The following is a 22,024-nucleotide window of genomic DNA, read 5'->3' as shown; positions in this document are numbered from 1 at the left end:
CCACTCTGTATTTCAATATTTACGATAGTGTAAATTCCATGGCACAGCGACTGCCGACGGCAAAGCCGTGCGCCAGGTCCTCATCCAGATGCCGCCGCAAGGCGGCCGTGAGCCGCGCATCGTCAAGCGGCTGAAATCCCAGTCGCCGGTAGTAAGGCGCATTCCACGGCACCTCGATGAAGGTGGTAAGCGTCAGGCGGTCAGCCCCCTGCCGTTTGGCCTCTTCCGCCACCGCGCCGATCAGGCGACGGCCGACGCCCTGCCGCTGCCAGGTGCCGGCGACCGACAGTTCGGCGATGTGCCAATCTTTCCCCTGAGTCTGCACGGCGATAAAACCGGCGCACTCGCCGTTGTCGCTTTCCGCCAGCCATTCACGGCGCTCGGCGATAAACGCGGCATGCTGCTGCGGGGCCATCACCTCGCCTTCGGCGATAAAGCGCCATTCCGGCTGTTGGCGAAACAGCTGCGCCGCCGAACGTTCAACCGCCATCAGATGCACGATATCCCGTTGCTGCGCCAAACGAATCTGCAGGCTCATGGGTTCTCCTTAACGTTGGGGCGGTTATTTAAGCAAATTTCACCGCCCGTAGCTTAGAAATCGATACTGCCGCGCAGCACCACCTCACGCGGTTCCCCCACCGCCACGCGCAAATTGCCGCCGCTGGACGGGTAGTAGGTTTTATCGAACAGGTTCTTCACGTTCAGCTGCCATTTTACCCGATAGCCGTTGATCGGCATGGTGTAAGCGGCGAACGCATCGGCAACGGTGTAATTATCCAGGTAGAAACTGTTGGCAGCGTCACCCGGGCGGCGTCCTACGTAGCGCGCGCCGGCGCCGATGCGCACCTCATCGCCGCTGTAGAGACCCGGGCTGCCCAGGTTCTGGGTCAGAAACAGCGAGGCGGTGTGGCGCGCCACGTTGGTCATCTCTTTCCCCTTGTTATCCGGATCGTCCACTACCCGCGCGTCGGTATACGCATAGGAACCGATCAGGCTCAGCGAATCGGTGAGATTACCGGCCACGTCCAGCTCCACCCCCTGCGAACGCACGCGCCCGGCGGTGCGCGTCACGGTTTCGCCCTCCACCAGCTCATTGACCATCACGTTGCGCTTGGTGATGTCGAACAACGCCAGCGTGCCGGTGACGCCGTTCGGCAGCGCCAGTTTGCCGCCCACTTCCCACGACTTGCCCTGCTCCGGCGGCAGCGAATCAATTTGGGTGGCGATGGAGGAGTTCGGCTTGAACGACTCCGTATAGCTGCTGTACAGCGACACGTAAGGCGTCAGCTTGTACATCACCCCAGCGCGCGGCACCAACTTGCTGTCCGAGCTGTCGGTATTGGTCTGGAACGGTCGTCCTTTGCCGGCATAAACGTCGAAAGCGTCGTAACGCAAACCGCCCATCACCAGCCATTGATCGGTCAGTTGGATGGAATCCTGCATAAACCAACCGTAGCTGGTGAGGTTTTCCCGCTGGTCGCTGTCTTTGGCGCTGACCGCGGTCGACGGCGGCATCAGGCCGTATACCGGATGATAGATATTGAAATCGCTGTTCTTCTTGCCGCGGATCATGTCGCCGCGGAAGGTGCGGTTATCTTCAAAATCGAAGCCGAACAGCATCTGGTGGTTGATGCTGCCCCAGTCCACGTCGCCATTGAGCGTCAGCTGCACCGCGTTGGCGTGGCTGACGGCGTTGGCGGTCGAGTCGGCCTGGCGGCTCAACACGCCGGTCACCGGGTTCAACGCCGTGGCGCGCGCCTGATTATCGCTGTAGCTGTTGCGGCTGTAGGCGTAGGTCAGCGAGCTTTTCCAGCGCTCGTTGAGCGTTTGATCGATCTGCAGGGTAATGCTGTCCTGATCGCCACGGGTGGCGTTATAGGCTTCGTCGAAACGGCGATCGCGCGGCGTATTCACCGGTTTGCCGGTGCGCGAATCGATAATGGTGCCGCGATCGAACGGCACCAGATATTCCATATGCTCGTAGGCCAGCCGCACGGTGGTGTTCTCGCCGTACCACATCAACGAGGGCGCGATCACCGTCTGGCGATTACGGCCAAAGTTGCGCCAGTAATCGGTTTCATCGTGATCGACGATCATGCGATAGGCAAACCCCGACGTGCCGAGCGGCCCGGTAACGTCGAGTTGGCCGCCGCCGCCGTTGAAGCTGCTGCCCCAGCCTTCCACGTGGGTATGCTGCTGCAACTGGGGCTTTTTGGTGATCATGTTGATCATCCCGCCCGGCTCGCCCATGCCGTACAGCATCGAGGCCGGCCCCTTGAGCACCTCCACCCGCTCGGTGGTCGGCGTAAAGTTGCGCGCCTGCACCGAGCGCACGCCGTCGCGCAAAATGGAGCCGTCGCGGTTGTCGCCGAAGCCGCGCTTCATGACCGCGTCCTGGGTGCCGCCCAGCGTGTTGGCCTGGGTAATGCCGCTGACGTTGTACAGCGCTTCGTCCAGGCTGCTGACCGCCTGATCGGTAATCACCTGCGGCGGCACCACGTCGATCGCCTGCGGCACGTTCAGCAGGCTGGTTTCACTGCGGGTACCGGTGACGCTGGTCAACGGCTGATAGCTCTGCACGCCGTCGGCATCTTTGCGGCCGACCACCACCAGGCTCTCTTCCTGCGGCGCAGCTTTCTCCGCCGCCCACGTCGGCGATGTCGCGCAGGCCGCCAAAGGCAATGCGCACCACCAGCCGCGCTTGTTGTTATTCATTATCTAACTGACTCCAATAGGTCCCTGAAAAAGGTAACGGCAAAAACTGCTGATACAGCTGTTGGAAGGTCTGCTGCGGGTTAATGTCGGCGAACAGATCCGGGTAAAACGCTTTGGCGAACATCTCGACCAGCACCACGTGGTACGGGCTGAGGTAAAAGTTGTGCCAGACGCTCCAGGCGCGGTGATGCTTCACCGCCTGCAGGCTGGCCAGCATCGGCTGTTTGGCGATCAGCCGGCGGAAGCTGTCGGCGGCGTCCTGTTGGCTGACCTGCGGCCCGAGGCGTAGATCAGACAGCCGCTTGCCCTGTGGCCCGGCCATGCCGGTGGCGAGGTAAACGTCGGGATTGGCGCTCAGAATGGTTTCCGGGTTCAGCTCGCCATACACCCCTTTGACGCTGGCGTTGGCGATGTTGTCGCCGCCGGCGAAGGCCAGCAGATCGCCGAGGTTGCCGTGCGCGGCGGTGGTGCAGCAGGTATCGCGCCGCCCCAAATGCAGGTGCAGCATCACTTTGGGCTTCGGCCCCTGATAGCCCGCCAGCCGCTGCTGAATCACCGCCATATGCTGCTGATAAAACGCGATGAACTGCTCAGCACGCTGCTGGCGATTGAGCACTTCACCCAGTAGCCGCACGCTCGGCACGGTGTTGTTCAGCAGATCGATGCGCAGATCGACGTAGATCACCGCCACGCCGGCCTTGTTCAGCGCGGAAACCAGCAGATCGTTGTCGCCGTCTTCACGCGCGTAACGCGCCAGGATCACCAGATCCGGCTTCAGCTGCAGCAGGCTTTCAATATTAACCTGGCGGAAATTATTGCCGCTGATAACGGGGATCGCGGCGATCTGCGGGAACTTCTGCGTATAGAGCTGCCAGCTTTGCGCATCGAACCGCGCCAGATCCGCCGGCCAGCCGACGATGCGCTGCGCGGGGTTGCCCGGCTCCAGCAGTGCCAGCGTATACAGCATGCGGCTTTCCCCCACCACAATACGCTGCGGGTTGTCCGGCACCACGACCTGGCGGCCGGTGATATCGGTCACCGTTTTCGCCTGAGCGGAGAACGCGCCGAGCCATAAGGAAAGCAGCAGTAAAATAAGGGAATTGCGCATGATTAAGCCGACACGGAGGAATAGTGCGCGCATGATAATCACTCTCATTAGCACTTGCAATCCTGCGCGGCAATTGCCAAAAGAAATCCGGCAAATGGCGGCGGGTACGCAGTAAAACACCGCGAAAGCGCTAAAAGAACGGCTTTAAAAAGTTAAAAAAATGGCGGAGAAATCGGTTAAATAGAGTGGAAACCATAAAAATAGGGGACATCCATGGCTCAACGCATTATTCCGCTGTCAGAGTGCCCGCAGTTTGCCGATGTGTGTGCCGCCTGGGCCTTCGGCCAGTGGGGCTCACAGCACGGCGGATCGCTGGAGCGCACCCAGTTGCGCTTCGCCCAATGCAGCCGGCCTGGCGACGATCATCTGACGTTGATGATGATCGACGGCGATCGTCCGGTTGGCATGGCCAGCCTTTGGCCCAGCGACGATCACCAGCGCCAGGATCTCACCCCGTGGCTGGCCGGCGTGTTCGTTCATCCCGATCACCGCCGCAAGGGCATTGCCCATCGCCTGGAGATGGCGATCGTCGAAGCGGCACGGCAGCGTCATCATTCGGTTTTGCATCTCATCACCGACAAATCGGAAGCGCTGTACGCCGGCTGGGGTTGGCAGCCTCTGGAGCGCCGGCGGCAACATGACGAAGAAGTCGTAGTGATGGCGAAAACGCTGTAATTAACGCGGCGTACAGACATACACCAGCGCCGGCGGGAAGTTGCGCACCACCCGCAAACGCTTCCAATGAAAATAGCGGGACAGCAATTTTTCCGACAGGTGGCTGTATTGGAACAGCACCAGCGTGCCGTTGCGCGCCAGCAGCCGCTGCCGGGCCTGCTGAAGAATGCGCACGCTGATCCTGACCGGGATCGACAGCAGGGGCAAGCAGGAAAACACCACGTCGTAATCCGTCGCCATCTGGGTTGCCGAATGGGCCATCACCTGCAGCCGCCGATCGTCTATCCCACGCAGCCGATGCACGAAATGCGGTTGGATCTCGAAAGCCTCCAGCGCCGCATCGGCGCGCATCCGCCCCAGAATACGTTTGGTCAGTACGCCGTCCGCCGCACCCAGCTCCGCGATCGACAGCGCCCGGGTCCATTCAACCTGGTTCAGCATCGCCTGGCACAGCCACGGGGAAGAAGGTGCCAGCGTACCGACGGTGCGCGGTGAAGCCATGAATTGCTGCAGGTAAGCGAAGTGATTCATCAGTTGCAGCCGGGTCGCATTTAACATTGAGGCCTCCTTGGGTTAAGCCCTCAATGTGAGCTGAATTTCTTAAGTAATCATTAACATGATTCCGAAAGCGGCGGACACAGTTGTAATAAAATGCAACCTCAGCCGCAGCGGAAAAAGAAAACGGTCGTAATAATGACCTGAAAATAAGCCGCCCACGCGCGCCCTATCAGATAATTATTACGACCGTTTATTTTATTGGCCACGTTGCCGTGGCCAGAGGGTAAAAAAGCCAACGCTTAGCGGTAAATTTCCGCATTGCCGCGCCAATTGCTGGAATCCCCGGGGGTGTCCAGACCGATAATGCGATAATGGCCGGCGCCGTCCGCCGCGGCTTTTTCTTTCAGGGCATGAATGGCGTCATGCGGTGAACCGCTAATGCCGGAAACCGACACCACGCCGAGGCTTTGCAGATTGGCGGCCTGTTCGCTGTTGACCTGTTTCACCGACGACAGCGGCGCGGCGAAAGTGGAGAAGGAAGCGGCGGCGATCAATACTGCTGCGATGCTTGGGATAAGTTTCATGATTGACTCCAGGTGTTCTTGTTTATTAGCTCGTTGTCAGTGATGTTAATTATCCGCTAGCCAATGAAAACGGACGTCATGCAACGTAAAGAACATCAATCATTGTGAGGAGAATAAGGAGGAAGTAAGAGCGAGTGTGTATTTTAAGGCGGGGACGCTTTTAATAGAATTCACCTTACCCCTATTTGATGAACAATTAAAGACGGCGCGAAAGAAAGAACGCGCGCCGCCGCTATTTAAGATTTTTTACCCGCCGGGGCGCGCTGAGCTACGCTGATTTTGTGGCTTACCCTTTAGGAAGAACGCTTATGTCGCAAAACCTGCTGCGCGTGCGTGACGGTCAGGGCGCTTCGGTCTCATTTTCCGAGCTGCTGTTCGATCTGATCTACGTTTTCGCCGTGACTCAACTTTCCCACTATTTGTTGCATCACCTGACGTTGACCGGCGCGCTGGAAACCCTGCTGCTGTGGTTCGCCGTCTGGCTAGCCTGGCAATACACCGCCTGGGTCACCAACTGGTTCAATCCGGATACCCGTCAGATCCGCCTGCTGCTGTTCGCTATCATGCTGCTGGGGCTGTTCGCCGCCGCCGCGCTGCCACAGGCGTTTGGCGAGCGCGGCCTGATCTTCGCGCTGTTCTATGTCGCCATCCAGGTCGGGCGCTCCGTCACGGTGCTGCGCCTGCTGGCGCCCGGGCATCCGTTAGAACGAAACTTTCACCGCATTCTCGGCTGGCTGTGCATCTCCGCCGTCTTCTGGATCACCGGTGGGCTGGCGGAAGGCAATGCCCGCCTGGCGCTGTGGACGATCGCCGTGCTGTGCGAATACGTCTCGCCGATGTTCGGCTTCCGGCTGCCGGTGCTGGGGCGCTCGGACAGCAGCAGCGAATGGACCATCGAGGGTCACCATCTGGCGGAGCGCTGCCAGCTGTTCGTGATTGTGGCGCTGGGGGAAACCATTCTGATCACCGGCGCCACCCTGAGCGAGATGGAAAGCTGGAGCCTGCCGGTGCTCATCGCCTCGCTGGTGGCCTTTCTCGGCAGCCTGGCGATGTGGTGGGTTTACTTCGACACCAGCAGCAAAGCCGGCAGCCACGCCATCAGCCAGGCGGAAAACCCCGGCCAGCTGGGCGCTTACTTCCATTACGTGCACGTCGCGCTGGTGGGCGCCATCATCGTCTGCGCCGTGGCCAACGAGCTGGTGATCGCCCATCCCGACGGCCGCATCCAACACACCACGGCGGCGGTGTTGCTGCTCGGCCCGGCGCTCTACCTGTTCGCCAACGCGCTGTATAAACGGCTGGTGTATCATCGCTTCCCGCTGTCGCACCTGGTCGGGCTGCTGGCGCTGGCGGTATTGGCCCCCGTCGCCTATTTAACCGACCTGCTGATGGTTAATGGCGTGACGACGCTGATCATGGTGGCGGTAGCGGTGTGGGAGAGCATCTCTCGCGGCAGAGCGCCGCAGCGGCACGCGGAGGCCTGAAGCAAATGGGGGCGCTATCGCCCCCGATGTCGGTCACTTCAAGGGTTGCGGCAAGGTGAGCACCCAGAGCTCGCTCAGCGACTCCGGCTGCTCCAGAGGGCGCAATTCAATACGGGCGTCGGTCTTGTCGCCGTCGAGGCTTAACCGCCCTTCTTTCTCCAACTGGTAGTCGCCGATTTTCTTGCTCTTTGGCGATGCGTCCACCAGCTTGGCCTGCAGGCCGAAATCGTTGTCATTGATCACCGCCAGCGTGCGATCGTCAATCAGCGCCAATCCTTCCGCTTTCTCCTGGCGCCAACCCAACTGGCGCAGATCCGCCACTTCCCGTTTCTGTGCCAGCTTCACGCCGCGTTTGGCCAGCTCTTTCGCATCGTCGAACTCCAGCGCTTTCCCCTGGCCGTCAAACGCGCTCAGATCGCTGGCCTGCGCGAGATCCACCAGATAGATCTTGTTGATCATTGTTTTATCTTTACCGCTGCCCTGCTCAATCAACAGAATGCGCTGATTGTCCAACGCCACCACATCGCCAATTTTGGCGTCTTTGGCTTTTTTATAGCTGTCGATATCGATGGGATAGCCGTACATGGCGGTTTTGCCACTGCGCGGATCGAAACTCACCAGCCGGGTAAACTGCGCCTTGTTTTTGCTTTTACCATCGACATCCAGCGTGCTCTGCACCGCCGCCAGAATGCGCCCATCCGGCATTCGGGTCAGCCCCTCAAAACCGCGGTTGGGCTGGCGCCACTTCAGGATGTTCTGCAAACCGCCCGCCACTGCCTGCTCGCCGGCCTGCGGCGTTGGGCCGTATTTGGCGAGAATTTTACCTTTGCCGTCGATATGGATCAGAAACGGGCCGTACTCATCACACAGCCAATAGCCGCCGTTGCCATCACTGGTAATGCCTTCGGTATCCAACCCGCGGCGATCGCCGGACAGCGGCTGCAACGCGTCATTCAACGCCACTTCGTTCGTGGAACCAATCAGCTCGCCCGGCAGCGGCAGCCCGCTAATCGGCCCTTTTTCATCATGCAAGGGCCGCGCATTCTCGGCCACGGCCTTGCCGCCGCCGATACGAATGTCCATCAACAGAGGTACGAATTGCGGATTGGCGAAAATCTTGGCTTCTTGCTTGCCCACCGCAGGGGCATCAGCATTCGGGCCGCGATCGGTCAGCGTCGTCAGCACCAGATCGTCGCCCTGCTTGCTATTGAATGTCAGTCCTGAGCCGATCCCCACCGGCAGCCCCTGCGGGAAATTCTTGGCGAACCCCCCCTGATAGGCGACGCGTTCCCCGCCGGGGAAGCCGACCACATAGCGCGCCACCTCAATATCTGCAGCGTAGGTGAATACAGGAAACAGTGAAGCCAACAGCAGGGAGAGCGATTTTATTTTCATGGTTTTTACCCGAGGTTGAATGAAGCGTTATCAGGCAGAAGAAGATATTAATTTAGCATGACACTTAGATGACGATAGGCGCTTCGTCAAATGTGCAAAAGGCAATAAGGTTGACTGGCAAATAGAAATTAGCAATTAACCTGAGGATATTGAATGGAGAAAACCGCTGGAAAAAAACGCCCAAAAATAGCCGCTCATTTCGCTTAGGGTAAATTCTTATATCAAAGATAAAAAAATCGGCAAACGCGCGCCAACACGGCGAAAAACGGCGTTTTTCCCATAGACAAAATTAAATGCCGGGGATTTAATACCGCCGTTATTCAAGGTGCATTAAGAAAATTCTATAGAATATCTGCATGATCTGAAAAAGCTGTTCTATAGTTTTTAGTGCTAACGCCCGTTAGTCTATTCCGTAGGATGGAATCTATGTCAAAGCGACTTTTTGCTGAATTTTTTGGCACATTTTGGTTGGTGTTTGGTGGTTGTGGTAGCGCAGTATTAGCAGCAGCATTCCCACAGCTGGGTATTGGTTTCCTCGGCGTCGCGCTCGCTTTCGGTCTGACCGTGGTAACGATGGCTTATGCCGTCGGACATATTTCCGGCGGGCATTTTAACCCGGCGGTTACCGTTGGCTTATTCGCCGGCGGTCGTTTCGCGGCGAAAGACGTGATCCCTTACGTTATCGCTCAGGTGATCGGCGGTATCGCCGCAGCGGCGGTGCTGTATTTGATCGCCAGCGGCAAAGCCGGTTTCGACGCTACCGCAGGCGGTTTCGCCTCCAACGGTTACGGCGAACACTCACCAGGCGGTTATTCTCTGCAGGCTGCGATCGTGATTGAGCTGGTGCTGACCGCCTTCTTCCTGATCGTTATTCATGGCGTGACCGACAAACGTGCGCCGGCAGGCTTCGCCCCATTGGCGATCGGCCTGACGCTGACCCTGATCCACCTGATCAGCATCCCGGTGACCAACACCTCCGTCAACCCGGCGCGCAGCACCGGTGTAGCGATATTCCAGGGCACCTGGGCGCTACAGCAGCTGTGGGTCTTCTGGCTGGTGCCGCTGGTCGGCGGCATTATCGGCGGCCTGATCTACCGCTGCCTGCTGGAAGATAAAAAATAAGCGCATCACAGTCGATAGCGTTTCACGGGGCAGCCTTCATCGGCTGCCCCGTTGCTTTCAGCCCTTCGTCACTTCAAACATCATGATATCGCTGGTAAAGGAGCCGTCCGGCTGAATAGCGAAGTGCGTCGCCACCTCCTGCGACACGCTTTGCTGCAGCGCGCGGATCGCGGTAACGAAATGCGCCGGCGTGCGCATGCGCTCCACCCAACTGGCGAACTCCAGCATCAACCGATCCGACGTCACCTCGCGCACGACCAGCCCGGCCTCGGTCAACAGCGCCAGCCACTCGCCCGGCGCATAGTTGCGCACATGTGAGGTATCGCGCAGCACTTCCACGGTTTGCAGATAGATATCCAGCAGCGGATGTCCCGGCGAGACCACGTCCATAAAGATCGCTCTGCCGCCCGGCTTCAATACCCGCCTGACTTCGCGCAGCGCCTGGCCAACGTCGTGCCAGTGGTGCGCCGAATAGCGACTGATAACCAGATCGAAGCCGGCGTCCTCAAACGGTAAAGACTCCGCCACGCCCTGCTGTAGCTGAATGTTACTCAGGCCTTTCTCCGCCGCCGCCTGCTCCACCACCGCCAACATTTGCGCCGACAGATCGTAGGCCACCACCTGCGCCACCCTGGCCGCCGCCGTGAAACTGGCGTGCCCTGCGCCGCAGCCCAGATCGAGCAGGCGCGCGTCGGCGTGCGGTTCCAGTAACTGTGCAAGACGTTGCAAATCTTTGCCCTGCGCGTGCACCGCGCTGGTTAAATAGGCGTTGGCCTGCTCGCCGAACTGCCGGTCTACCGCGTTTTTATGGCTGTTGCTGATGCTCATGTTTGCTCCCATTATTATCCGGCTTTCGCCTGTGCCTGAAGGCTTTCGGCTACTATAATCAGGCTACTATACGGGTACAATATGAGCAGTTATCCTGGTATAAATAGGTACCACGCTATGTCATCAGAAGCCTTATCCGGGCCAAAGGCCCTCGGCGCGTTCCTGCGCGCGCACCGCGAACGCATCACGCCGGAAATGCTCGGCCTGCCGAGCTCTTCGCGCCGTCGCACCAGCGGTCTGCGGCGCGAAGAGCTGGCGCAAATCAGCGGTATCAGCGCCACCTGGTATACCTGGATCGAACAGGGGCGCGAAGTGTCCATTTCCCCCTATACGCTGGCACGCATCGCCAAGGCGTTGCGGCTCGGCCCCGCCGAACGCCACTATCTGTTTACCCTGGCGCGCGTCGCCGACCCCGAACAGGAAACGCACCGCGAAACGGCCAACGACGTAGTGCTGCAAAGCGTGCACCAGATGACGGTACCCTGCTACCTGCTGGACGTAACCTGGAACGTCGTCGCCTGGAACCCGCAGGCGGCGGCGCTGTTCAGCGGCTGGCTGGATGTGGCCAACAGCCCCAACCTGCTGCACTTCATGTTCTTCCACCCACTGGCGAAAACGCTGGTCAGCGATTGGGAAGAGCGTGCTCGCCGCGTGGTGGCCGAATTTCGCGCCGAAACCAGCCATCATCAAAATACCGAAGAGATGCGCGCCTTCGTGCGCAACATGACGCACAACAGTGCGGACTTTAACCACTGGTGGAAACAGCATGACGTGATGGCGCGCGAAGGCGGCGAGCGCGCATTCGATCACCCTCAGCAAGGTGCGCTGCGCTATCGCCAGCTCACCTTCCATCCGGCCGAGCACGGTGGTCTGAAGCTGGTGATGCTGATCCCGCTGCCGTAATTGGTAACAAATTCATAGACAGGTTTACCCGCCATTTATTTATTGGTTCATGTAAACGCGCTAGGGTGATGGTTACCGATGACAGCGATCATCCAGCACCGTTATTTATCTCCTGAGGTACTCCTATGCAATCCGAAGAACAACGCCTTATCGATGGTCTGTTTGGCCGCCTGAAAGAAGCCGAGACCAAGACTGGCCCACGGGATCTCCAGGCAGAGCAGCAAATCAATCAGCATATTCGCGAACAGCCTTCCGCCCCTTACTACATGGCGCAGGCGATGATCATTCAGGAAGCGGCGCTCAAGCAGATGGACCAGCGGGTCAAAGAGCTGGAGGCCCAAGTGGCGCAGCTGCAGCAAACCGCCAACGGCCAGCAGAGCAGCGGTGGCTTCCTGGCCGGCCTGTTCGGCGGCGGCAACCGCAGTACGCCGAGCCCGCGTGAACAGTATCAGGCGCAACAGCAAAATGCGGCGGCCTGGAATAACGCGCAGCAGGGGGGCTACTCACAGCCGCAGCAGCCAGCCTATGCCCAACCGCAACAGGCAGCGCCTTCGCGCGCCGGCGGCTTCCTGGGTGGGGCCTTGCAAACGGCGGCGGGTGTCGCCGGCGGCGTGGTATTGGCCGACATGCTGACCGGTATGTTCCGCCATTCGCAGCCGCAGGAAATCGTGAATATTATCGAAGAAAACCCGGCGCCGCTGGACGACAGCGCGATGCGCAATTTCGACGCCTCCAACAACCTTGATACCTTCAACAACGGCGACGGCGGCAGCTTCCTGAATCAGGACAACGGCTTCCAGAACGCCAACTACCAGGATGACACGGACTACGCCGACGATTACAACGACGACGACGACTCCTTCCTGTAATGCCCCTCGCCCCTCTCACCCGCAGAGGGGGGATTTCCCGTTTCGCCGATCTGGACTACAGTAAACGCTGTTCATTTATCCGGCCGGGAGAAACGATGCAGAGCTTTAATCCTTCAACCCCGTACTTCAGCGAACGCCTGCAGATGCGGCCGCCGGTGATGGCGGACCTCGAACGTTTCTACGCCATTTTTGGCGATCCGCAAACCCAACGCTTCAACCCCGCGGGCCCGCTCACCAGCGAAGCGCAGGCCGCCTCGGCGCTGCAGGAGCGGCTCGCCGGCTGGCGGCAACACGGCTACGGCTCCTGGGCGCTCGCCCTGCGCGAGCAGCCGGATTGGGTTATCGGTTTTGGCGGATTGTCCTGGAAACCGCTCGGCGGGCAGCGCACCGTTAACCTCGGCTATCGCTTCGACACCCGGGTATGGGGCATGGGGCTGGCCACCGAGATGGCGCGGGCTTCACTGCAATACGGTTTTATCGGGCTGGAACTGGGTGAGATTTCCGCCATTGTGCGCGCGGAGAATCAGGCTTCGTGGCGGGTGCTGGAAAAGATTGGTATGCAGCGGGTGGATACGCTGGATGACGTGCCCGGCGCGGCGCCGAGCCTGGTGTATACGCTAAAGCGCGGTGACTATCAGGGCTGATCGTCGCTGATTTTGGCCAACGCCATGCGGTAAGATTTGACCTTCTGACGTTTTTTCAGCCAGGTGGTCGTAGAGACGATGAACACCGCGCCCGACATCGCCAACACGCCGGTCGGGTGGCCGTAAAACACCATCAAGGCAAAGTAGACGGCGGAAACGATCGCCACCCATTTCGCCGCATTGCCCATGTCGTTCTTCTCCTGGGTCAAACGGCGGATGTGCTCTTCTTCACTGATTCCCATACGCGCTCCTTGTTGGCTGAACGTTCCATTATATGGAGCTGGAGTGTTGATATTTCAAGCGGTTGGATGGTAAAGAAGCGTAAAGCTCAGGCCGGCGGTTCCCGCCGCCGGGGCAGATAGCGCCCGGGTTGATCGGCGCCCGGCAGGCCGGTGCCCTCGTTGCGGCCAAACAGCCGGTAGCGATTGCCGGCGACCGCATCATAGACCCTGTCCGCCAGCCGCTGCGGCAGGTAACGCGCCAGCGCCAGCACGCGGTACGGCCCCCCCAACTGGCGCAGCGCCTGGAACAGCGCCGCCGAACGCAGCCAATAACGCCCCTGCTCAACATAGACCACGGAATCGAAACGATCGGTCGGCAACCCCAACGCCTGCAGGATCGCCTGTCCTTCGACGGATTGCACTGTCGCCAACAGAATGCGCCGCTGCCGATCGGCGCGAATAAGGTACCTCACCAGCCCGTGACACAGATTACATTCGCCGTCGAACAACAGCGCGCGCTCGCCGGGCTGGAGATAAGGCAATGGTGATAAAAGGGTCATCCCGCCTCCCGATAAACGCTCGCCTTAGCCTAACGCGCCTTGGACGTGCGAACCAGAGCGGGATGACATGGCCCGTTAACGCGCGGGCGGGGCGTCAGGCACGTCCACCACCGCGACGCGCACCTCGTAATGCTTGGCGCTACCCGCCGGGATCACCGCCGTCAGCTTGTTGATGGTTTCTACCGGATTGTCGCTGGCCGAGGTGGCACAGAACAGTTCGCCGCCGTGGCAGAACCCCGGCTTGGGCGGGTGCCCGCCCGGGAAAGGCGGCATGCGCATCGCTTCATCCGCCGCGGGCGGCAACGCGTTGGCCGCAGGCGCCTTGGGGGCCGACATCGCGCTCGCGCTGAACAACAGCGCCATGCCCATGCAGGGCAGCGCCAGGATCTTGATTGCTTGTTTCATTAAATTAGCCTCATTTGCCGGGTTCGGGATTACGCTACCCCGCCCCCGGCCAATGAGAAAGCCGCTTTTCGCTACCTTTTCGCCCCGCTACGTTTTGCTTACATCCCGCGTCTAACGTGATGAAAGGCGAAAGGTTGGGTAAAGGGCCGCCGTGTTACTTACCGTTCGTCAGCGTGCTATAGCTGGTCATCAGGTTACGGTAGTCCGGGATATGGTTGGAGAACAGCGTGCCCAGGCCTTCAATGTCGTTGCGCCAGTCGCGGTGCAGCTCGCAGGCGACGCCGAACCAGGTCATCAGCTGCGCGCCGGCGGCTTCCATGCGGCTCCAGGCCGACTGACGCGTCAGCTCGTTGAAGGTGCCGGAGGCGTCGGTCACCACAAAGACCTCGAAGCCTTCATTGAGCGCCGACAGCGCCGGGAAGGCCACGCACACTTCGGTCACCACGCCGGCGATGATCAGCTGTTTACGGCCGGTGGCTTTTACCGCCTTGACGAAGTCATCGTTGTCCCAGGCGTTGATTTGGCCGGGGCGAGGAATGAACGGGGCATCGGGGAATTGAGCCTTCAATTCAGGCACCAACGGGCCGTTGGGGCCGTTTTCAAAACTGGTGGTCAGAATGGTCGGCAGATTGAAGTACTTCGCTAAATCACCCAGCGCCAGCACGTTGTTTTTAAACCGATCGGGATCGATATCACGCACCAGCGAAAGCAGCCCTGCCTGATGATCCACCAGCAATACGGCGGCCTGGTCCTTGTCGAGGCGTTTGTAATTTGCAGTCATGGTTTTACTCCTGTGGGGTAGATGTTGCGGATGAAACGCCCCGCCGCTGGGACGGGGCGTTGAGGTTTAAGTGTAGCGCCTGAGCCGAAGAACGCTTCACGGCTCAGGTGCCTGCGATCAGCCGGCGCTCGCTTCGGCGTTCATGCTGCCGAACTTGCCGCTGTTGAAGTCGCGGAACGCCTGCTGGATTTCCGCGTCGCTATTCATAACGAACGGGCCGTAGCCGACGATAGGCTCATCGATCGGTTCGCCGCTCAGCACCAGCAGCGCGACGTCGTTGTTGGCTTCGATAGTGATCGAATCCCCCGCCCGGTCGAAACGCACCATTTGGGTTTCGCGCACCACTTCTTCACCGTTGACCAGGATCGCGCCGTGCAGCATCACCAATGCCAGCGTATGGCCTTCTTTCACCGTCAGCGTGGTGGTATGGCCGGCATTCAGCTTCATATCCCACACGTTGAGCGGGCTGAAAGTGCGTGCCGGGCCGGCATGGCCGCCGAAGTCACCGGCGATCACCCGCACTTGCCCGGCGCCGTCCGCCAGCGGTACCACCGGAATATCGGCGTTCAGCAGCGTCTGGTAACCCGGCTCGGCCATTTTGTCCTTGGCCGGCAGGTTGACCCACAGCTGCACCATTTCCATGGTGCCGCCCTTGCGTGAGAAGTCCCGCGAATGGAACTCTTCGTGCAGAATGCCGGAGGCGGCGGTCATCCACTGGACGTCGCCGGGACCAATCACCCCGCCGCTGCCGGTCGAGTCGCGGTGTTCCACTTCGCCCTGATAGACGATGGTCACCGTTTCAAAACCGCGATGCGGGTGCTGGCCCACGCCGCGGGTGCCGGAGGCAGAGCGGAATTTGGTTGGCGCCGCATGATCCAGCAGCAGGAACGGGCTCATTTCCGCCCCCAAATCGTTATAAGAGAACAGCGAATTCACCAGGAAACCGTTACCGACCCAATGTGCTTCCGGGCTGTTGTGAATACCGAGGATTTTTTTCATCTTGAACTCCCGTTTCAGACCTCACGGCCTTAAGTTGATGACAGAAGTTTAATCCGCCGGGATTTGCTGCAGTAGTAGGCAAGATGTACACTCAGCGTTCTACTGGTAGAACGATAAGGGATAAGATGCTGACCGATCTGAACGATCTGTTTTTCTTCGCCAGCGTGGTCGATCACCAGGGATTTGCTCCCGCCGGCCGGGCGCTGGGCATTCCCAAATCCAAGCTCAGCCGCCGCGTGGCGCTGCTGGAAGAGCGGCTGGGCGTGCGCCTGATACAACGCTCAACGCGGCGTTTCTCGGTGACCGAGCTCGGCCAAAACTATTACGCGCACTGCAAGGCGATGCTGGTGGAAGCGGAAGCGGCGCAGCAGGCGATCGAACAGACGCGCGCCGAGCCCTGCGGTACGGTGCGCATGTCGTGCCCGGTGGCGATCCTGCACACCCGCGTCGGCAGCATGGTGGCGGCCTTTATGGCCGACTATCCGAAGGTGACGGTGCATCTGGAGGCCACCAACCGCCGGGTGGACGTGGTGGGGGAAGGGTTGGATCTGGCGATCCGCGTGCGGCCGCCGCCGCTGGAAGACAGCGATCTGGTGCTGAAGATCCTGGCGCAGCGCACCTGGTGCGTCGCCGCCAGCCCGGCGCTGGTGCGCACCCTCGGGCCGGCGCACACGCCGGAAGACCTGCGTAAATACCCGACGCTCGATCTCGGCCCGGCGCGCGCTCAGCACCAATGGCGGCTGACCGGCCCGCAGGGTGAACGGGTCGAGTGGGAACACACACCGCGGCTGGTCACCGACGACATGCTGATGCTGCGCACCGCCGCCATCGCCGGCGCCGGCATCGTTCAGCTGCCGGCGATGATGATGCGTGACGACATGCTGCGCGGCGAACTGGTCCAGCTGCTGCCCGGCTGGCAGCCGCAGGGCGGCGTGGTACATGCGGTCTACCCGTCGCGCCGCGGTTTATTGCCGGCGGTGCGGCTGCTGCTCGATTATCTGGGTGAGCAGTTTGCCAGCATCGAAGAGGAGTGATCAGGCGGTGATTTCGATTGCGTTGCCGTCCGGATCGCGGAGGACGGCCTCATAGAAGCCGTCGCCGGTCCAGCGCGGCGCGGACTGCAGAATGCCCTCCTGCTGCGCGCGCTGCGCCAACCGGTCGACCTGCCCTTCATCCCCCAGCGACAGCGCGATGTGCGCCCAGCCCACCCGTTCTTCCTGGGGCTGCGCCGGCAACAGCGTCGGTACGCGCATGATCTCCAGCGTCGGCCCCGCCGCCAGGCTGACAAAGCGGGAAACGAACCCCGGCCGGTTGCGGCTGACGTACTCCTCGCCCGCTTTACCGTTGAAATAACGCTGCCAGAACGCCAGCTGCGCGTCGATGTCACGGGTCCACAGGGCAACATGGGCTATTTTCATCATCATTCTCCGGTCGGTAAATCGCTGTGCCAAACCTGGCCGCCGCCCTGCGCCACCTGCAGCTCGAGCTGCGGATGCGCGCCGCGCGCCGTCACCAGATGATCCACCCGCCCGGCGGGCAGGAAGGGGTAAGGAGCGTAGGTATTGAGCTTGTCGCGGGTACACAGCACCGCTACGCTGCCGGCGCGCGTCAGCAGCCGCTTTTTGAACGTGGCGTCCTGGTAGCTCAGTGCGGAGAAGCCGCCATCCGGGTCGTAGGCGCAAATGCCGGTGAACACCAGATCGAAATGAAAACCGTCTATCTCTTCCGCCGCCTTGGCATCTACGCAGCCGCCGACCTGCGCATCCAGCTCACCGCCGATCAGGATGGTGCGGAGCCCCGGCCGTTCCAGCATTTTTCCGGCGATGCTCAATGCATTGGTCACCACCGTCAAACGCCGATCGCGCGGCAACAGATCCGCCAGATACAGGTGGGTGCTGCCGGCATCGAGAAAGATCAGCTGCTCTTCACCAATCAACCCCAGCGCCGTCTGCGCCAACGCCAGCTTCTCATCGCCGCTGAGCGCAATGCGCGCCGCAACCGGGCCTTCGGCCGGCGTCGGCGCCAGCGCGCCGCCATAGATGCGTTTGCACAGGTTCTGCGCTGCCAGCTGGCGCAGATCGCGGCGGATGGTCGCTTCAGTGGTGTTCAACCGCTGCGCCATCTCCAGGGCCAGCACCCGGCCCTGTTGGCGAAGCGCGTCGAGAATGGCCTGGTGGCGTTCATTCGGTAACAGTTTGGACATCGCGTAAATCCGGTGATGCTAAAGTGATCATAAATGTACACAAACGTACATAATCGAACAAACACTTTTTTTCGCCACGCTGAAGCGGCGGCGCTCGTCTAGACTGAAAGGGACATCACAGATAAGGGATTATGACGCGATGACCTCCGCCGTGCTTTATACGCTGTTTCCCGCCGCAGCCACCGTCGTCGGCGCTGCGGTGGCGCTCTATCGCCGCCCAGGCGCCGCCGCGATGCGCGTCATCCATCACTTTACCGCCGGCATCGTTTTCGCCGCCGCCGCCACCGAAATCCTGCCCGATCTCAAGCAGCAATCGCCTGTGGCCGTGTTGCTGGGCGGCGCTGCGGGGGTGCTGTTAATGCTGCTGGTTCGGCAGTTGGGGGAAAAAGCGCAGGGGCCGGTCGGTTTTATCGCCGCGGTCGGCGTCGATATCTTTATCGATGGGCTGGTGCTGGGTATTGCCTTCGCGGCCGGTGCCAAAGCCGGCCTGCTGTTGACGCTGGCGTTAACGCTGGAAGTGCTGTTCCTGGGGTTGTCGATCGTTGGCGATTTGAAAGACTTTCTCGGCAGGCGGCTGCGTGCCATGGCGGCGATAGTTGGCCTGGCGCTGCTGCTGCCCATCGGTGGCCTGCTGGGCGCGCCGGTGGCCATGCTGGGCGCATTTTGGCTGACCGCCTTTTTGGCCTTTGGCCTGATCGCCCTGCTCTACCTGGTGACCGAGGAGCTGCTGGTCGAAGCGCATGAAGGCGGGAAAGAGACACCGTTCACCGCCGCGATGTTCTTTGTCGGTTTCCTGCTGCTGTTGCTGTTAGAGGAAGGTTTAGGGTAAAAAAACAGGAATTTCATGGCACATGCCGCCTGGAGGCAACGCTTTGGCTATACTGAGGCAAGCGAAGTTACCGCAGACGTAACGGCTTGGGCGTGAAGGGAAAACGATGTTATTGACGATCGCAAGGTGGCTGTTTCAACTCCCCGGGAAGCTGTTTGGGCTGATTTTTAAAAATCGCCTGAGAATATTTTTGTTCTTCATGCTGGTCGCCGTCGGGGTGCTCGGCGCCAAGCGCTATCTGCGCGCCCACCACTATGACGACGAGTTCAGCCTCGCCGCCCCCACCGATTACAATCGCGCGATAAAGCGCGAAATGCCGCTGCGCGAGGCGCGTGAGCAGTGCGGTGGGCCGCTGCATGACAATGCCGGACAACCGTGGCCCGCCTCAGCCGGTTATCTGCATCAGCCGACACGGCTGCCCGCGACCGGCCTGCATCGGCTGACGCTGGATAATCAAGGCAACGATTTCGCAGTGCTGGTCAAGCTGGAAACACCGGCGGCGCCGCAGCAGCTGGCGGAAGTCTTTATTCCGCCCGCCGGCAGCTTCGAGGTAAAAATCAATGCGGACGCGGAACACGTCATGAAAATCAAGAACATCAAGACCGGCTGCATGTTCCGTTCCCGGCCGTTCAACCTGGATAAACAGAGCGATTGGCGCATGCCGCTGACGCTACAGAAGGACGGCAGCCTGCAGCTGCAGTCGATAGGGGATCGCCAATTCTGATCGGCCGCCGGTCGGAAGCGCCGGCGCCGCGAGGGTTACTTTTTCACCGGGTGATCGCGGCGGAACAGCTCCCAGCTTTCAATTTCCTGCCCACTCGGCAAGGTACAGGTGGAATACTGGCCTGCCGCGTTCTCTTTGGCATTCAGCTTGCCGCCGATTTGGGTGCAATACACGTCGGCCGGGTTCGCCATGCCGATCGGTTTCACCTGCGGCGGCGGCGGCGCATCGTTGGATTTCACGGAACACCCCTGCAGTATCGTCATCCCTGCCAACAGGGAAAGCATCAACGTTTTTTTCATTTTTCCTGCTTATGCAAAAAAACGGCGGAGCGCTCCGCCGTTCGTTCATCATGAAATAAAGGATTTACCCTGTTTCAGCACCAGATCGCAGGCTTTTTGCTTCACCTTCTCGGTGATCTGCGAGGTGCCCAGGCTGTTCAGATCCAGGCTTTTGCCTTCGCCGGTCTGCAGCAAGCCGCCCAGGCCCTGCTGATAATCCTGGCTCTTGGCGTTTTCGGTGCTGGTGATGCCCAGCTTGCTGAGCAGCTGATCTTTCACCCCTTCGGCACCGTTAGCCGACAGCACGTTGTTTTTCACGCAGTACTGCAGGATACCGGCGGCATTGGTCATGCTGCTGGAGCTCAACGCCTTGTCGCCACCGTTCAGCAGGCCGGTTAGCGAGGAGAGCGACATGCCACCGCTGCTGTCGCCGCCCGATTTGCTCAGTTCGCCCGCTGCGCTGCTGAGCGAATCCATCAGTCCGGCGGCCTGAGTGGCGCCGCTGGCCAGGGTAGCGGACAGCGCCAAAGCCAGCAGTAAACGATGTTTGGTGATCATAGTGGTAAAACTCCTGTAATAACGGCATGCGATCGGCGCAACGCGCCGGGATACCCTTCCGACGCCGCCGGCGGCGACAAGTTCCTTTTATCTCGCCACCGCGCCGTTTTTCGGAATTCAGGAAATTTAGAACTGCCAGCGCAGCCAGGCGAAGAATACGTTGCCGTTGTTATAGGTGCCGGGAATGTAGGTCGCCTGGAACGTCAGCCGCTGATAGCCGATAGAGGCCAACGGCAGCGGGGCCGGGATAGGAATGTATTTCCAGTTGTCGCGCGCGGTGACGCTGGCGGTGAAGCCCAGCCCCAGGCGGAAATCCTTGTCATCCAGCGGGCGCCAGATCTTCTCGTAAGCGTAACCGCCGATCGGCTCCCACTTGTTGAAGGAATCCTTGAACGCCATGATGTAGATGCCATGCCAGTCACCGTCGCTGTCGTAGCGGGAGATGCCGTAGCCCGCCCCCCACGGGCGCTCGTTGTACTTATCGATATGTTCGTCATCGTAAGTCCAGCGGTTGTGCCAGGTAATGGCCGGGATATAGAGATCGTGGTTAGGCGAGTTGTTCCAGGTCTCCGCCACGTTATGGGTAAAGCGCTGCCATAGACCCGGTTTTTCAGCCTGCGCGGTATTGCCACTTTCTGTACCAACCTCAGCGTAAGAAGGCAGTGCAGGAAATATCAACGCCAGAGAACATGCCAAAAGAGTCCGTTTGAGAAACATCGTAAAGCTCCTGTAAAAATACGGCCGAAGATTCTTACCGATAGCCCAGGCAAGATCAAGCTGTATCTAATTTATCCAACGCCCGTTGTGCTGTGGTTAAGTTTAGCACCGGAAAATTCCCAATAACTTTTAACAGGTTGCACCGGTCTTCATATGCTATCGCTTTTCGGGCGGCAAAACCGTGGGAAAAGTCCGCTTTGTCGCACGCTATTCGCGGGAAAGGTGCTTGACCAACACATCGACATCGAGACGGTTCACGAACTCCAGAGAATAAGAGGAATAGAGACCGAACAGGCGGTTTTGGTGCCCGACCACCACCAGATCGATACCGGCCTGATGAATGAAATCGCTGACGTCTTTAAAGCGCCGGATGGTGACGATTTCCTTGACCGCCACCGGCGCATCGACCGCGCTCACCAGCCGGCTCAGCATCGCCTTGGCGGCGATCACCTCCTGCGCCTGACGATCTTTGACCAACGCATCGCTGCCGTACTCCAGCTCCGCATAGTCGGCGTTAAGGTGGCCGACGGTGATGGCGATCGGCAGCCCGTGCACCATCGCCACCGTTTGACGCAGCAACGGCCGCCCATCGCGTTCATCGTGAATCAGTACCAGAATGTGTCGATAGCTTTTCATCGCTCTTTCCCCATCGGTCAGTGCCACTGGGGCACCACCCTCTCTGGTAGGTATACGTCATTTGCGTGCACGTAGAGAAAAGTTTACGTATCACTTCCCACGGAATGTGATGGCCACCACGTTATATGAGTGCCCGTGTCGGCGTATTTTAACGCCGGCCCGACGTGGCGCGCACTGCCGCCCCGTAAAGCAAAGCTGACGAAAATCGACGAATAAAAAACGATCATTGTTAATTTTTGGTTTTTAATTGGTTGCAGAATGGTTTCTTGAAATAAGCGTGCGGCAGAT

27 protein-coding genes are annotated in these 22,024 nt (G+C 59.8%); 9 read left to right on the top strand and 18 right to left on the bottom strand.

The window, feature by feature from the left end; genetic code table 11:
* Positions 1-19: 19 nt before the first annotated feature.
* From EGY12_RS11835 to EGY12_RS11825, 3 genes are read right to left on the bottom strand one after another with little or no spacing between them, the layout of a single operon-like run.
* Positions 20-538 (bottom strand): GNAT family N-acetyltransferase, encoded by a 519-nt coding sequence (locus tag EGY12_RS11835; RefSeq protein WP_123893772.1) that lies wholly within the window; start codon positions 536-538, stop codon positions 20-22.
* Between the two features lie 53 nt (positions 539-591).
* Positions 592-2,715: a TonB-dependent siderophore receptor gene (locus EGY12_RS11830; RefSeq protein ID WP_123893770.1), complete on the bottom strand. Its 2,124-nt coding sequence runs from the start codon at positions 2,713-2,715 to the stop codon at positions 592-594.
* A complete protein-coding gene (locus EGY12_RS11825; RefSeq protein WP_123893768.1) occupies positions 2,708-3,823 on the bottom strand; it encodes an ABC transporter substrate-binding protein in 1,116 nt (371 codons plus the stop codon). Before EGY12_RS11825 ends, EGY12_RS11830 begins: the two co-directional genes overlap by 8 nt.
* 213 nt (positions 3,824-4,036) lie before the next feature.
* Here EGY12_RS11825 and EGY12_RS11820 point away from each other — a divergent pair, with 213 nt between their 5' ends.
* Positions 4,037-4,498 (top strand): GNAT family N-acetyltransferase, encoded by a 462-nt coding sequence (locus EGY12_RS11820; RefSeq protein WP_123893766.1) that lies wholly within the window; start codon positions 4,037-4,039, stop codon positions 4,496-4,498.
* Here the strand turns inward: EGY12_RS11820 and EGY12_RS11815 are convergent, their stop codons facing one another.
* Both EGY12_RS11815 and EGY12_RS11810 read right to left on the bottom strand, forming a co-directional pair.
* On the bottom strand, positions 4,499-5,056 hold the full coding sequence (locus EGY12_RS11815; RefSeq protein WP_060423257.1) for a class I SAM-dependent methyltransferase: 558 nt from the start codon (positions 5,054-5,056) through the stop codon (positions 4,499-4,501). It abuts the gene before it with no gap.
* A gap of 239 nt (positions 5,057-5,295) precedes the next feature.
* A complete protein-coding gene (locus EGY12_RS11810; RefSeq protein ID WP_038873191.1) occupies positions 5,296-5,580 on the bottom strand; it encodes a YdgH/BhsA/McbA-like domain containing protein in 285 nt (94 codons plus the stop codon).
* 308 nt (positions 5,581-5,888) lie between these two features.
* On the opposite strand from EGY12_RS11810, the gene EGY12_RS11805 reads away from it, so the two are divergent.
* Positions 5,889-7,064, top strand: a complete 1,176-nt coding sequence (locus tag EGY12_RS11805) for a low temperature requirement protein A (protein WP_123893764.1) — start codon at positions 5,889-5,891, stop codon at positions 7,062-7,064.
* A gap of 33 nt (positions 7,065-7,097) precedes the next feature.
* Here EGY12_RS11805 and EGY12_RS11800 read toward each other — a convergent pair whose 3' ends face one another.
* Positions 7,098-8,459 carry an esterase-like activity of phytase family protein gene (locus EGY12_RS11800; protein ID WP_123893762.1) on the bottom strand — a complete coding sequence of 454 codons (1,362 nt, stop codon included), beginning with the start codon at positions 8,457-8,459 and terminating at the stop codon, positions 7,098-7,100.
* Between the two features lie 426 nt (positions 8,460-8,885).
* Here EGY12_RS11800 and aqpZ point away from each other — a divergent pair, with 426 nt between their 5' ends.
* On the top strand, positions 8,886-9,581 hold the full coding sequence (aqpZ, locus tag EGY12_RS11795; protein WP_004940529.1) for an aquaporin Z: 696 nt from the start codon (positions 8,886-8,888) through the stop codon (positions 9,579-9,581).
* Between the two features lie 57 nt (positions 9,582-9,638).
* Here aqpZ and EGY12_RS11790 read toward each other — a convergent pair whose 3' ends face one another.
* Positions 9,639-10,409 carry a class I SAM-dependent methyltransferase gene (locus EGY12_RS11790; RefSeq protein WP_123893761.1) on the bottom strand — a complete coding sequence of 257 codons (771 nt, stop codon included), beginning with the start codon at positions 10,407-10,409 and terminating at the stop codon, positions 9,639-9,641.
* 117 nt (positions 10,410-10,526) lie between these two features.
* On the opposite strand from EGY12_RS11790, the gene EGY12_RS11785 reads away from it, so the two are divergent.
* The 3 genes from EGY12_RS11785 (at position 10,527) to EGY12_RS11775 (ending at position 12,825) form a co-directional block, all read left to right on the top strand.
* A complete protein-coding gene (locus tag EGY12_RS11785) occupies positions 10,527-11,312 on the top strand; it encodes a helix-turn-helix transcriptional regulator (protein WP_123893759.1) in 786 nt (261 codons plus the stop codon).
* A 125-nt stretch (positions 11,313-11,437) separates the two neighbouring features.
* On the top strand, positions 11,438-12,181 hold the full coding sequence (locus EGY12_RS11780) for a DUF2076 domain-containing protein (protein ID WP_123893757.1): 744 nt from the start codon (positions 11,438-11,440) through the stop codon (positions 12,179-12,181).
* Positions 12,182-12,276: 95 nt separating this feature from the next.
* Complete coding sequence (locus EGY12_RS11775; RefSeq protein ID WP_123893755.1) at positions 12,277-12,825, top strand: GNAT family N-acetyltransferase; 549 nt, start codon at positions 12,277-12,279, stop codon at positions 12,823-12,825.
* Here the strand turns inward: EGY12_RS11775 and EGY12_RS11770 are convergent.
* The 5 genes from EGY12_RS11770 to EGY12_RS11750 all read right to left on the bottom strand — a co-directional run bounded on the left by EGY12_RS11770 (position 12,816) and on the right by EGY12_RS11750 (position 15,791).
* On the bottom strand, positions 12,816-13,067 hold the full coding sequence (locus EGY12_RS11770) for an ABC transporter ATP-binding protein (protein WP_123893753.1): 252 nt from the start codon (positions 13,065-13,067) through the stop codon (positions 12,816-12,818). The two genes, EGY12_RS11775 and EGY12_RS11770, sit on opposite strands and share 10 nt — an antisense overlap.
* An 86-nt stretch (positions 13,068-13,153) precedes the next feature.
* On the bottom strand, positions 13,154-13,606 hold the full coding sequence (locus tag EGY12_RS11765; protein ID WP_123893751.1) for a thiol-disulfide oxidoreductase DCC family protein: 453 nt from the start codon (positions 13,604-13,606) through the stop codon (positions 13,154-13,156).
* 75 nt (positions 13,607-13,681) lie between these two features.
* Positions 13,682-14,011 (bottom strand): hypothetical protein, encoded by a 330-nt coding sequence (locus tag EGY12_RS11760; RefSeq protein ID WP_123893749.1) that lies wholly within the window; start codon positions 14,009-14,011, stop codon positions 13,682-13,684.
* A 154-nt stretch (positions 14,012-14,165) separates the two neighbouring features.
* Entirely contained in the window at positions 14,166-14,792 is a 627-nt protein-coding gene (ycaC, locus tag EGY12_RS11755) for an isochorismate family cysteine hydrolase YcaC (protein ID WP_049202321.1), read from the bottom strand.
* Between the two features lie 117 nt (positions 14,793-14,909).
* A complete protein-coding gene (locus EGY12_RS11750; RefSeq protein WP_038873171.1) occupies positions 14,910-15,791 on the bottom strand; it encodes a pirin family protein in 882 nt (293 codons plus the stop codon).
* Positions 15,792-15,916: 125 nt separating this feature from the next.
* On the opposite strand from EGY12_RS11750, the gene EGY12_RS11745 reads away from it, so the two are divergent.
* Positions 15,917-16,825, top strand: a complete 909-nt coding sequence (locus EGY12_RS11745; RefSeq protein ID WP_123893747.1) for a LysR family transcriptional regulator — start codon at positions 15,917-15,919, stop codon at positions 16,823-16,825.
* Here EGY12_RS11745 and EGY12_RS11740 read toward each other — a convergent pair whose 3' ends face one another.
* Together EGY12_RS11740 and EGY12_RS11735 are read right to left on the bottom strand one after the other, a co-directional pair.
* The gene (locus EGY12_RS11740; protein WP_123893745.1) at positions 16,826-17,209 is read right to left on the bottom strand and encodes a VOC family protein; all 384 of its coding nucleotides are present in this window, start codon (positions 17,207-17,209) and stop codon (positions 16,826-16,828) included.
* Between the two features lie 2 nt (positions 17,210-17,211).
* Positions 17,212-17,994 (bottom strand): DeoR/GlpR family DNA-binding transcription regulator, encoded by a 783-nt coding sequence (locus EGY12_RS11735; protein WP_123893743.1) that lies wholly within the window; start codon positions 17,992-17,994, stop codon positions 17,212-17,214.
* A 139-nt stretch (positions 17,995-18,133) separates the two neighbouring features.
* On the opposite strand from EGY12_RS11735, the gene EGY12_RS11730 reads away from it, so the two are divergent.
* Positions 18,134-18,823: a transporter gene (locus EGY12_RS11730; protein WP_123893741.1), complete on the top strand. Its 690-nt coding sequence runs from the start codon at positions 18,134-18,136 to the stop codon at positions 18,821-18,823.
* A 106-nt stretch (positions 18,824-18,929) separates the two neighbouring features.
* Positions 18,930-19,547: a hypothetical protein gene (locus EGY12_RS11725; protein WP_123893739.1), complete on the top strand. Its 618-nt coding sequence runs from the start codon at positions 18,930-18,932 to the stop codon at positions 19,545-19,547.
* A 35-nt stretch (positions 19,548-19,582) separates the two neighbouring features.
* Here EGY12_RS11725 and EGY12_RS11720 read toward each other — a convergent pair whose 3' ends face one another.
* The 4 genes from EGY12_RS11720 to EGY12_RS11705 all read right to left on the bottom strand — a co-directional run bounded on the left by EGY12_RS11720 (position 19,583) and on the right by EGY12_RS11705 (position 21,736).
* The gene (locus tag EGY12_RS11720) at positions 19,583-19,846 is read right to left on the bottom strand and encodes a DUF333 domain-containing protein (RefSeq protein ID WP_049235155.1); all 264 of its coding nucleotides are present in this window, start codon (positions 19,844-19,846) and stop codon (positions 19,583-19,585) included.
* 48 nt (positions 19,847-19,894) lie between these two features.
* A complete protein-coding gene (locus EGY12_RS11715; RefSeq protein ID WP_015376789.1) occupies positions 19,895-20,383 on the bottom strand; it encodes a DUF2501 domain-containing protein in 489 nt (162 codons plus the stop codon).
* Between the two features lie 126 nt (positions 20,384-20,509).
* Positions 20,510-21,100 carry a lipid IV(A) palmitoyltransferase PagP gene (gene pagP, locus EGY12_RS11710; RefSeq protein ID WP_049202316.1) on the bottom strand — a complete coding sequence of 197 codons (591 nt, stop codon included), beginning with the start codon at positions 21,098-21,100 and terminating at the stop codon, positions 20,510-20,512.
* Between the two features lie 207 nt (positions 21,101-21,307).
* Positions 21,308-21,736: a universal stress protein gene (locus tag EGY12_RS11705; protein ID WP_123893737.1), complete on the bottom strand. Its 429-nt coding sequence runs from the start codon at positions 21,734-21,736 to the stop codon at positions 21,308-21,310.
* Between the last annotated feature and the right edge of the window lie 288 nt (positions 21,737-22,024).

The sequence above is a fragment of the Serratia sp. FDAARGOS_506 genome (assembly GCF_003812745.1).
Classification (GTDB): Bacteria; Pseudomonadota; Gammaproteobacteria; order Enterobacterales; family Enterobacteriaceae; genus Serratia.
This window is presented reverse-complemented; position numbering and strand designations above follow the sequence as displayed.

What these genes read in the sequence shown, in the direction of transcription:
- EGY12_RS11790 (WP_123893761.1), bottom strand. Translation starts at nt 10,409, where the DNA reads ATGAGCATCAGCAACAGCCATAAAAACGCGGTAGACCGGCAGTTCGGC.
- EGY12_RS11760 (WP_123893749.1), bottom strand. Translation starts at nt 14,011, where the DNA reads ATGAAACAAGCAATCAAGATCCTGGCGCTGCCCTGCATGGGCATGGCG.
- EGY12_RS11735 (WP_123893743.1), bottom strand. Translation starts at nt 17,994, where the DNA reads ATGTCCAAACTGTTACCGAATGAACGCCACCAGGCCATTCTCGACGCG.
- EGY12_RS11820 (WP_123893766.1), top strand. Translation starts at nt 4,037, where the DNA reads ATGGCTCAACGCATTATTCCGCTGTCAGAGTGCCCGCAGTTTGCCGAT.
- EGY12_RS11835 (WP_123893772.1), bottom strand. Translation starts at nt 538, where the DNA reads ATGAGCCTGCAGATTCGTTTGGCGCAGCAACGGGATATCGTGCATCTG.
- EGY12_RS11745 (WP_123893747.1), top strand. Translation starts at nt 15,917, where the DNA reads ATGCTGACCGATCTGAACGATCTGTTTTTCTTCGCCAGCGTGGTCGAT.
- EGY12_RS11785 (WP_123893759.1), top strand. Translation starts at nt 10,527, where the DNA reads ATGTCATCAGAAGCCTTATCCGGGCCAAAGGCCCTCGGCGCGTTCCTG.
- EGY12_RS11720 (WP_049235155.1), bottom strand. Translation starts at nt 19,846, where the DNA reads ATGAAAAAAACGTTGATGCTTTCCCTGTTGGCAGGGATGACGATACTG.
- EGY12_RS11725 (WP_123893739.1), top strand. Translation starts at nt 18,930, where the DNA reads ATGTTATTGACGATCGCAAGGTGGCTGTTTCAACTCCCCGGGAAGCTG.
- EGY12_RS11740 (WP_123893745.1), bottom strand. Translation starts at nt 17,209, where the DNA reads ATGAAAATAGCCCATGTTGCCCTGTGGACCCGTGACATCGACGCGCAG.
- EGY12_RS11765 (WP_123893751.1), bottom strand. Translation starts at nt 13,606, where the DNA reads ATGACCCTTTTATCACCATTGCCTTATCTCCAGCCCGGCGAGCGCGCG.
- EGY12_RS11825 (WP_123893768.1), bottom strand. Translation starts at nt 3,823, where the DNA reads ATGCGCAATTCCCTTATTTTACTGCTGCTTTCCTTATGGCTCGGCGCG.
- EGY12_RS11730 (WP_123893741.1), top strand. Translation starts at nt 18,134, where the DNA reads ATGACCTCCGCCGTGCTTTATACGCTGTTTCCCGCCGCAGCCACCGTC.
- ycaC (WP_049202321.1), bottom strand. Translation starts at nt 14,792, where the DNA reads ATGACTGCAAATTACAAACGCCTCGACAAGGACCAGGCCGCCGTATTG.
- EGY12_RS11815 (WP_060423257.1), bottom strand. Translation starts at nt 5,056, where the DNA reads ATGTTAAATGCGACCCGGCTGCAACTGATGAATCACTTCGCTTACCTG.
- EGY12_RS11775 (WP_123893755.1), top strand. Translation starts at nt 12,277, where the DNA reads ATGCAGAGCTTTAATCCTTCAACCCCGTACTTCAGCGAACGCCTGCAG.
- EGY12_RS11770 (WP_123893753.1), bottom strand. Translation starts at nt 13,067, where the DNA reads ATGGGAATCAGTGAAGAAGAGCACATCCGCCGTTTGACCCAGGAGAAG.
- pagP (WP_049202316.1), bottom strand. Translation starts at nt 21,100, where the DNA reads ATGTTTCTCAAACGGACTCTTTTGGCATGTTCTCTGGCGTTGATATTT.
- EGY12_RS11805 (WP_123893764.1), top strand. Translation starts at nt 5,889, where the DNA reads ATGTCGCAAAACCTGCTGCGCGTGCGTGACGGTCAGGGCGCTTCGGTC.
- EGY12_RS11830 (WP_123893770.1), bottom strand. Translation starts at nt 2,715, where the DNA reads ATGAATAACAACAAGCGCGGCTGGTGGTGCGCATTGCCTTTGGCGGCC.
- EGY12_RS11780 (WP_123893757.1), top strand. Translation starts at nt 11,438, where the DNA reads ATGCAATCCGAAGAACAACGCCTTATCGATGGTCTGTTTGGCCGCCTG.
- EGY12_RS11800 (WP_123893762.1), bottom strand. Translation starts at nt 8,459, where the DNA reads ATGAAAATAAAATCGCTCTCCCTGCTGTTGGCTTCACTGTTTCCTGTA.
- EGY12_RS11810 (WP_038873191.1), bottom strand. Translation starts at nt 5,580, where the DNA reads ATGAAACTTATCCCAAGCATCGCAGCAGTATTGATCGCCGCCGCTTCC.
- aqpZ (WP_004940529.1), top strand. Translation starts at nt 8,886, where the DNA reads ATGTCAAAGCGACTTTTTGCTGAATTTTTTGGCACATTTTGGTTGGTG.
- EGY12_RS11715 (WP_015376789.1), bottom strand. Translation starts at nt 20,383, where the DNA reads ATGATCACCAAACATCGTTTACTGCTGGCTTTGGCGCTGTCCGCTACC.
- EGY12_RS11705 (WP_123893737.1), bottom strand. Translation starts at nt 21,736, where the DNA reads ATGAAAAGCTATCGACACATTCTGGTACTGATTCACGATGAACGCGAT.
- EGY12_RS11750 (WP_038873171.1), bottom strand. Translation starts at nt 15,791, where the DNA reads ATGAAAAAAATCCTCGGTATTCACAACAGCCCGGAAGCACATTGGGTC.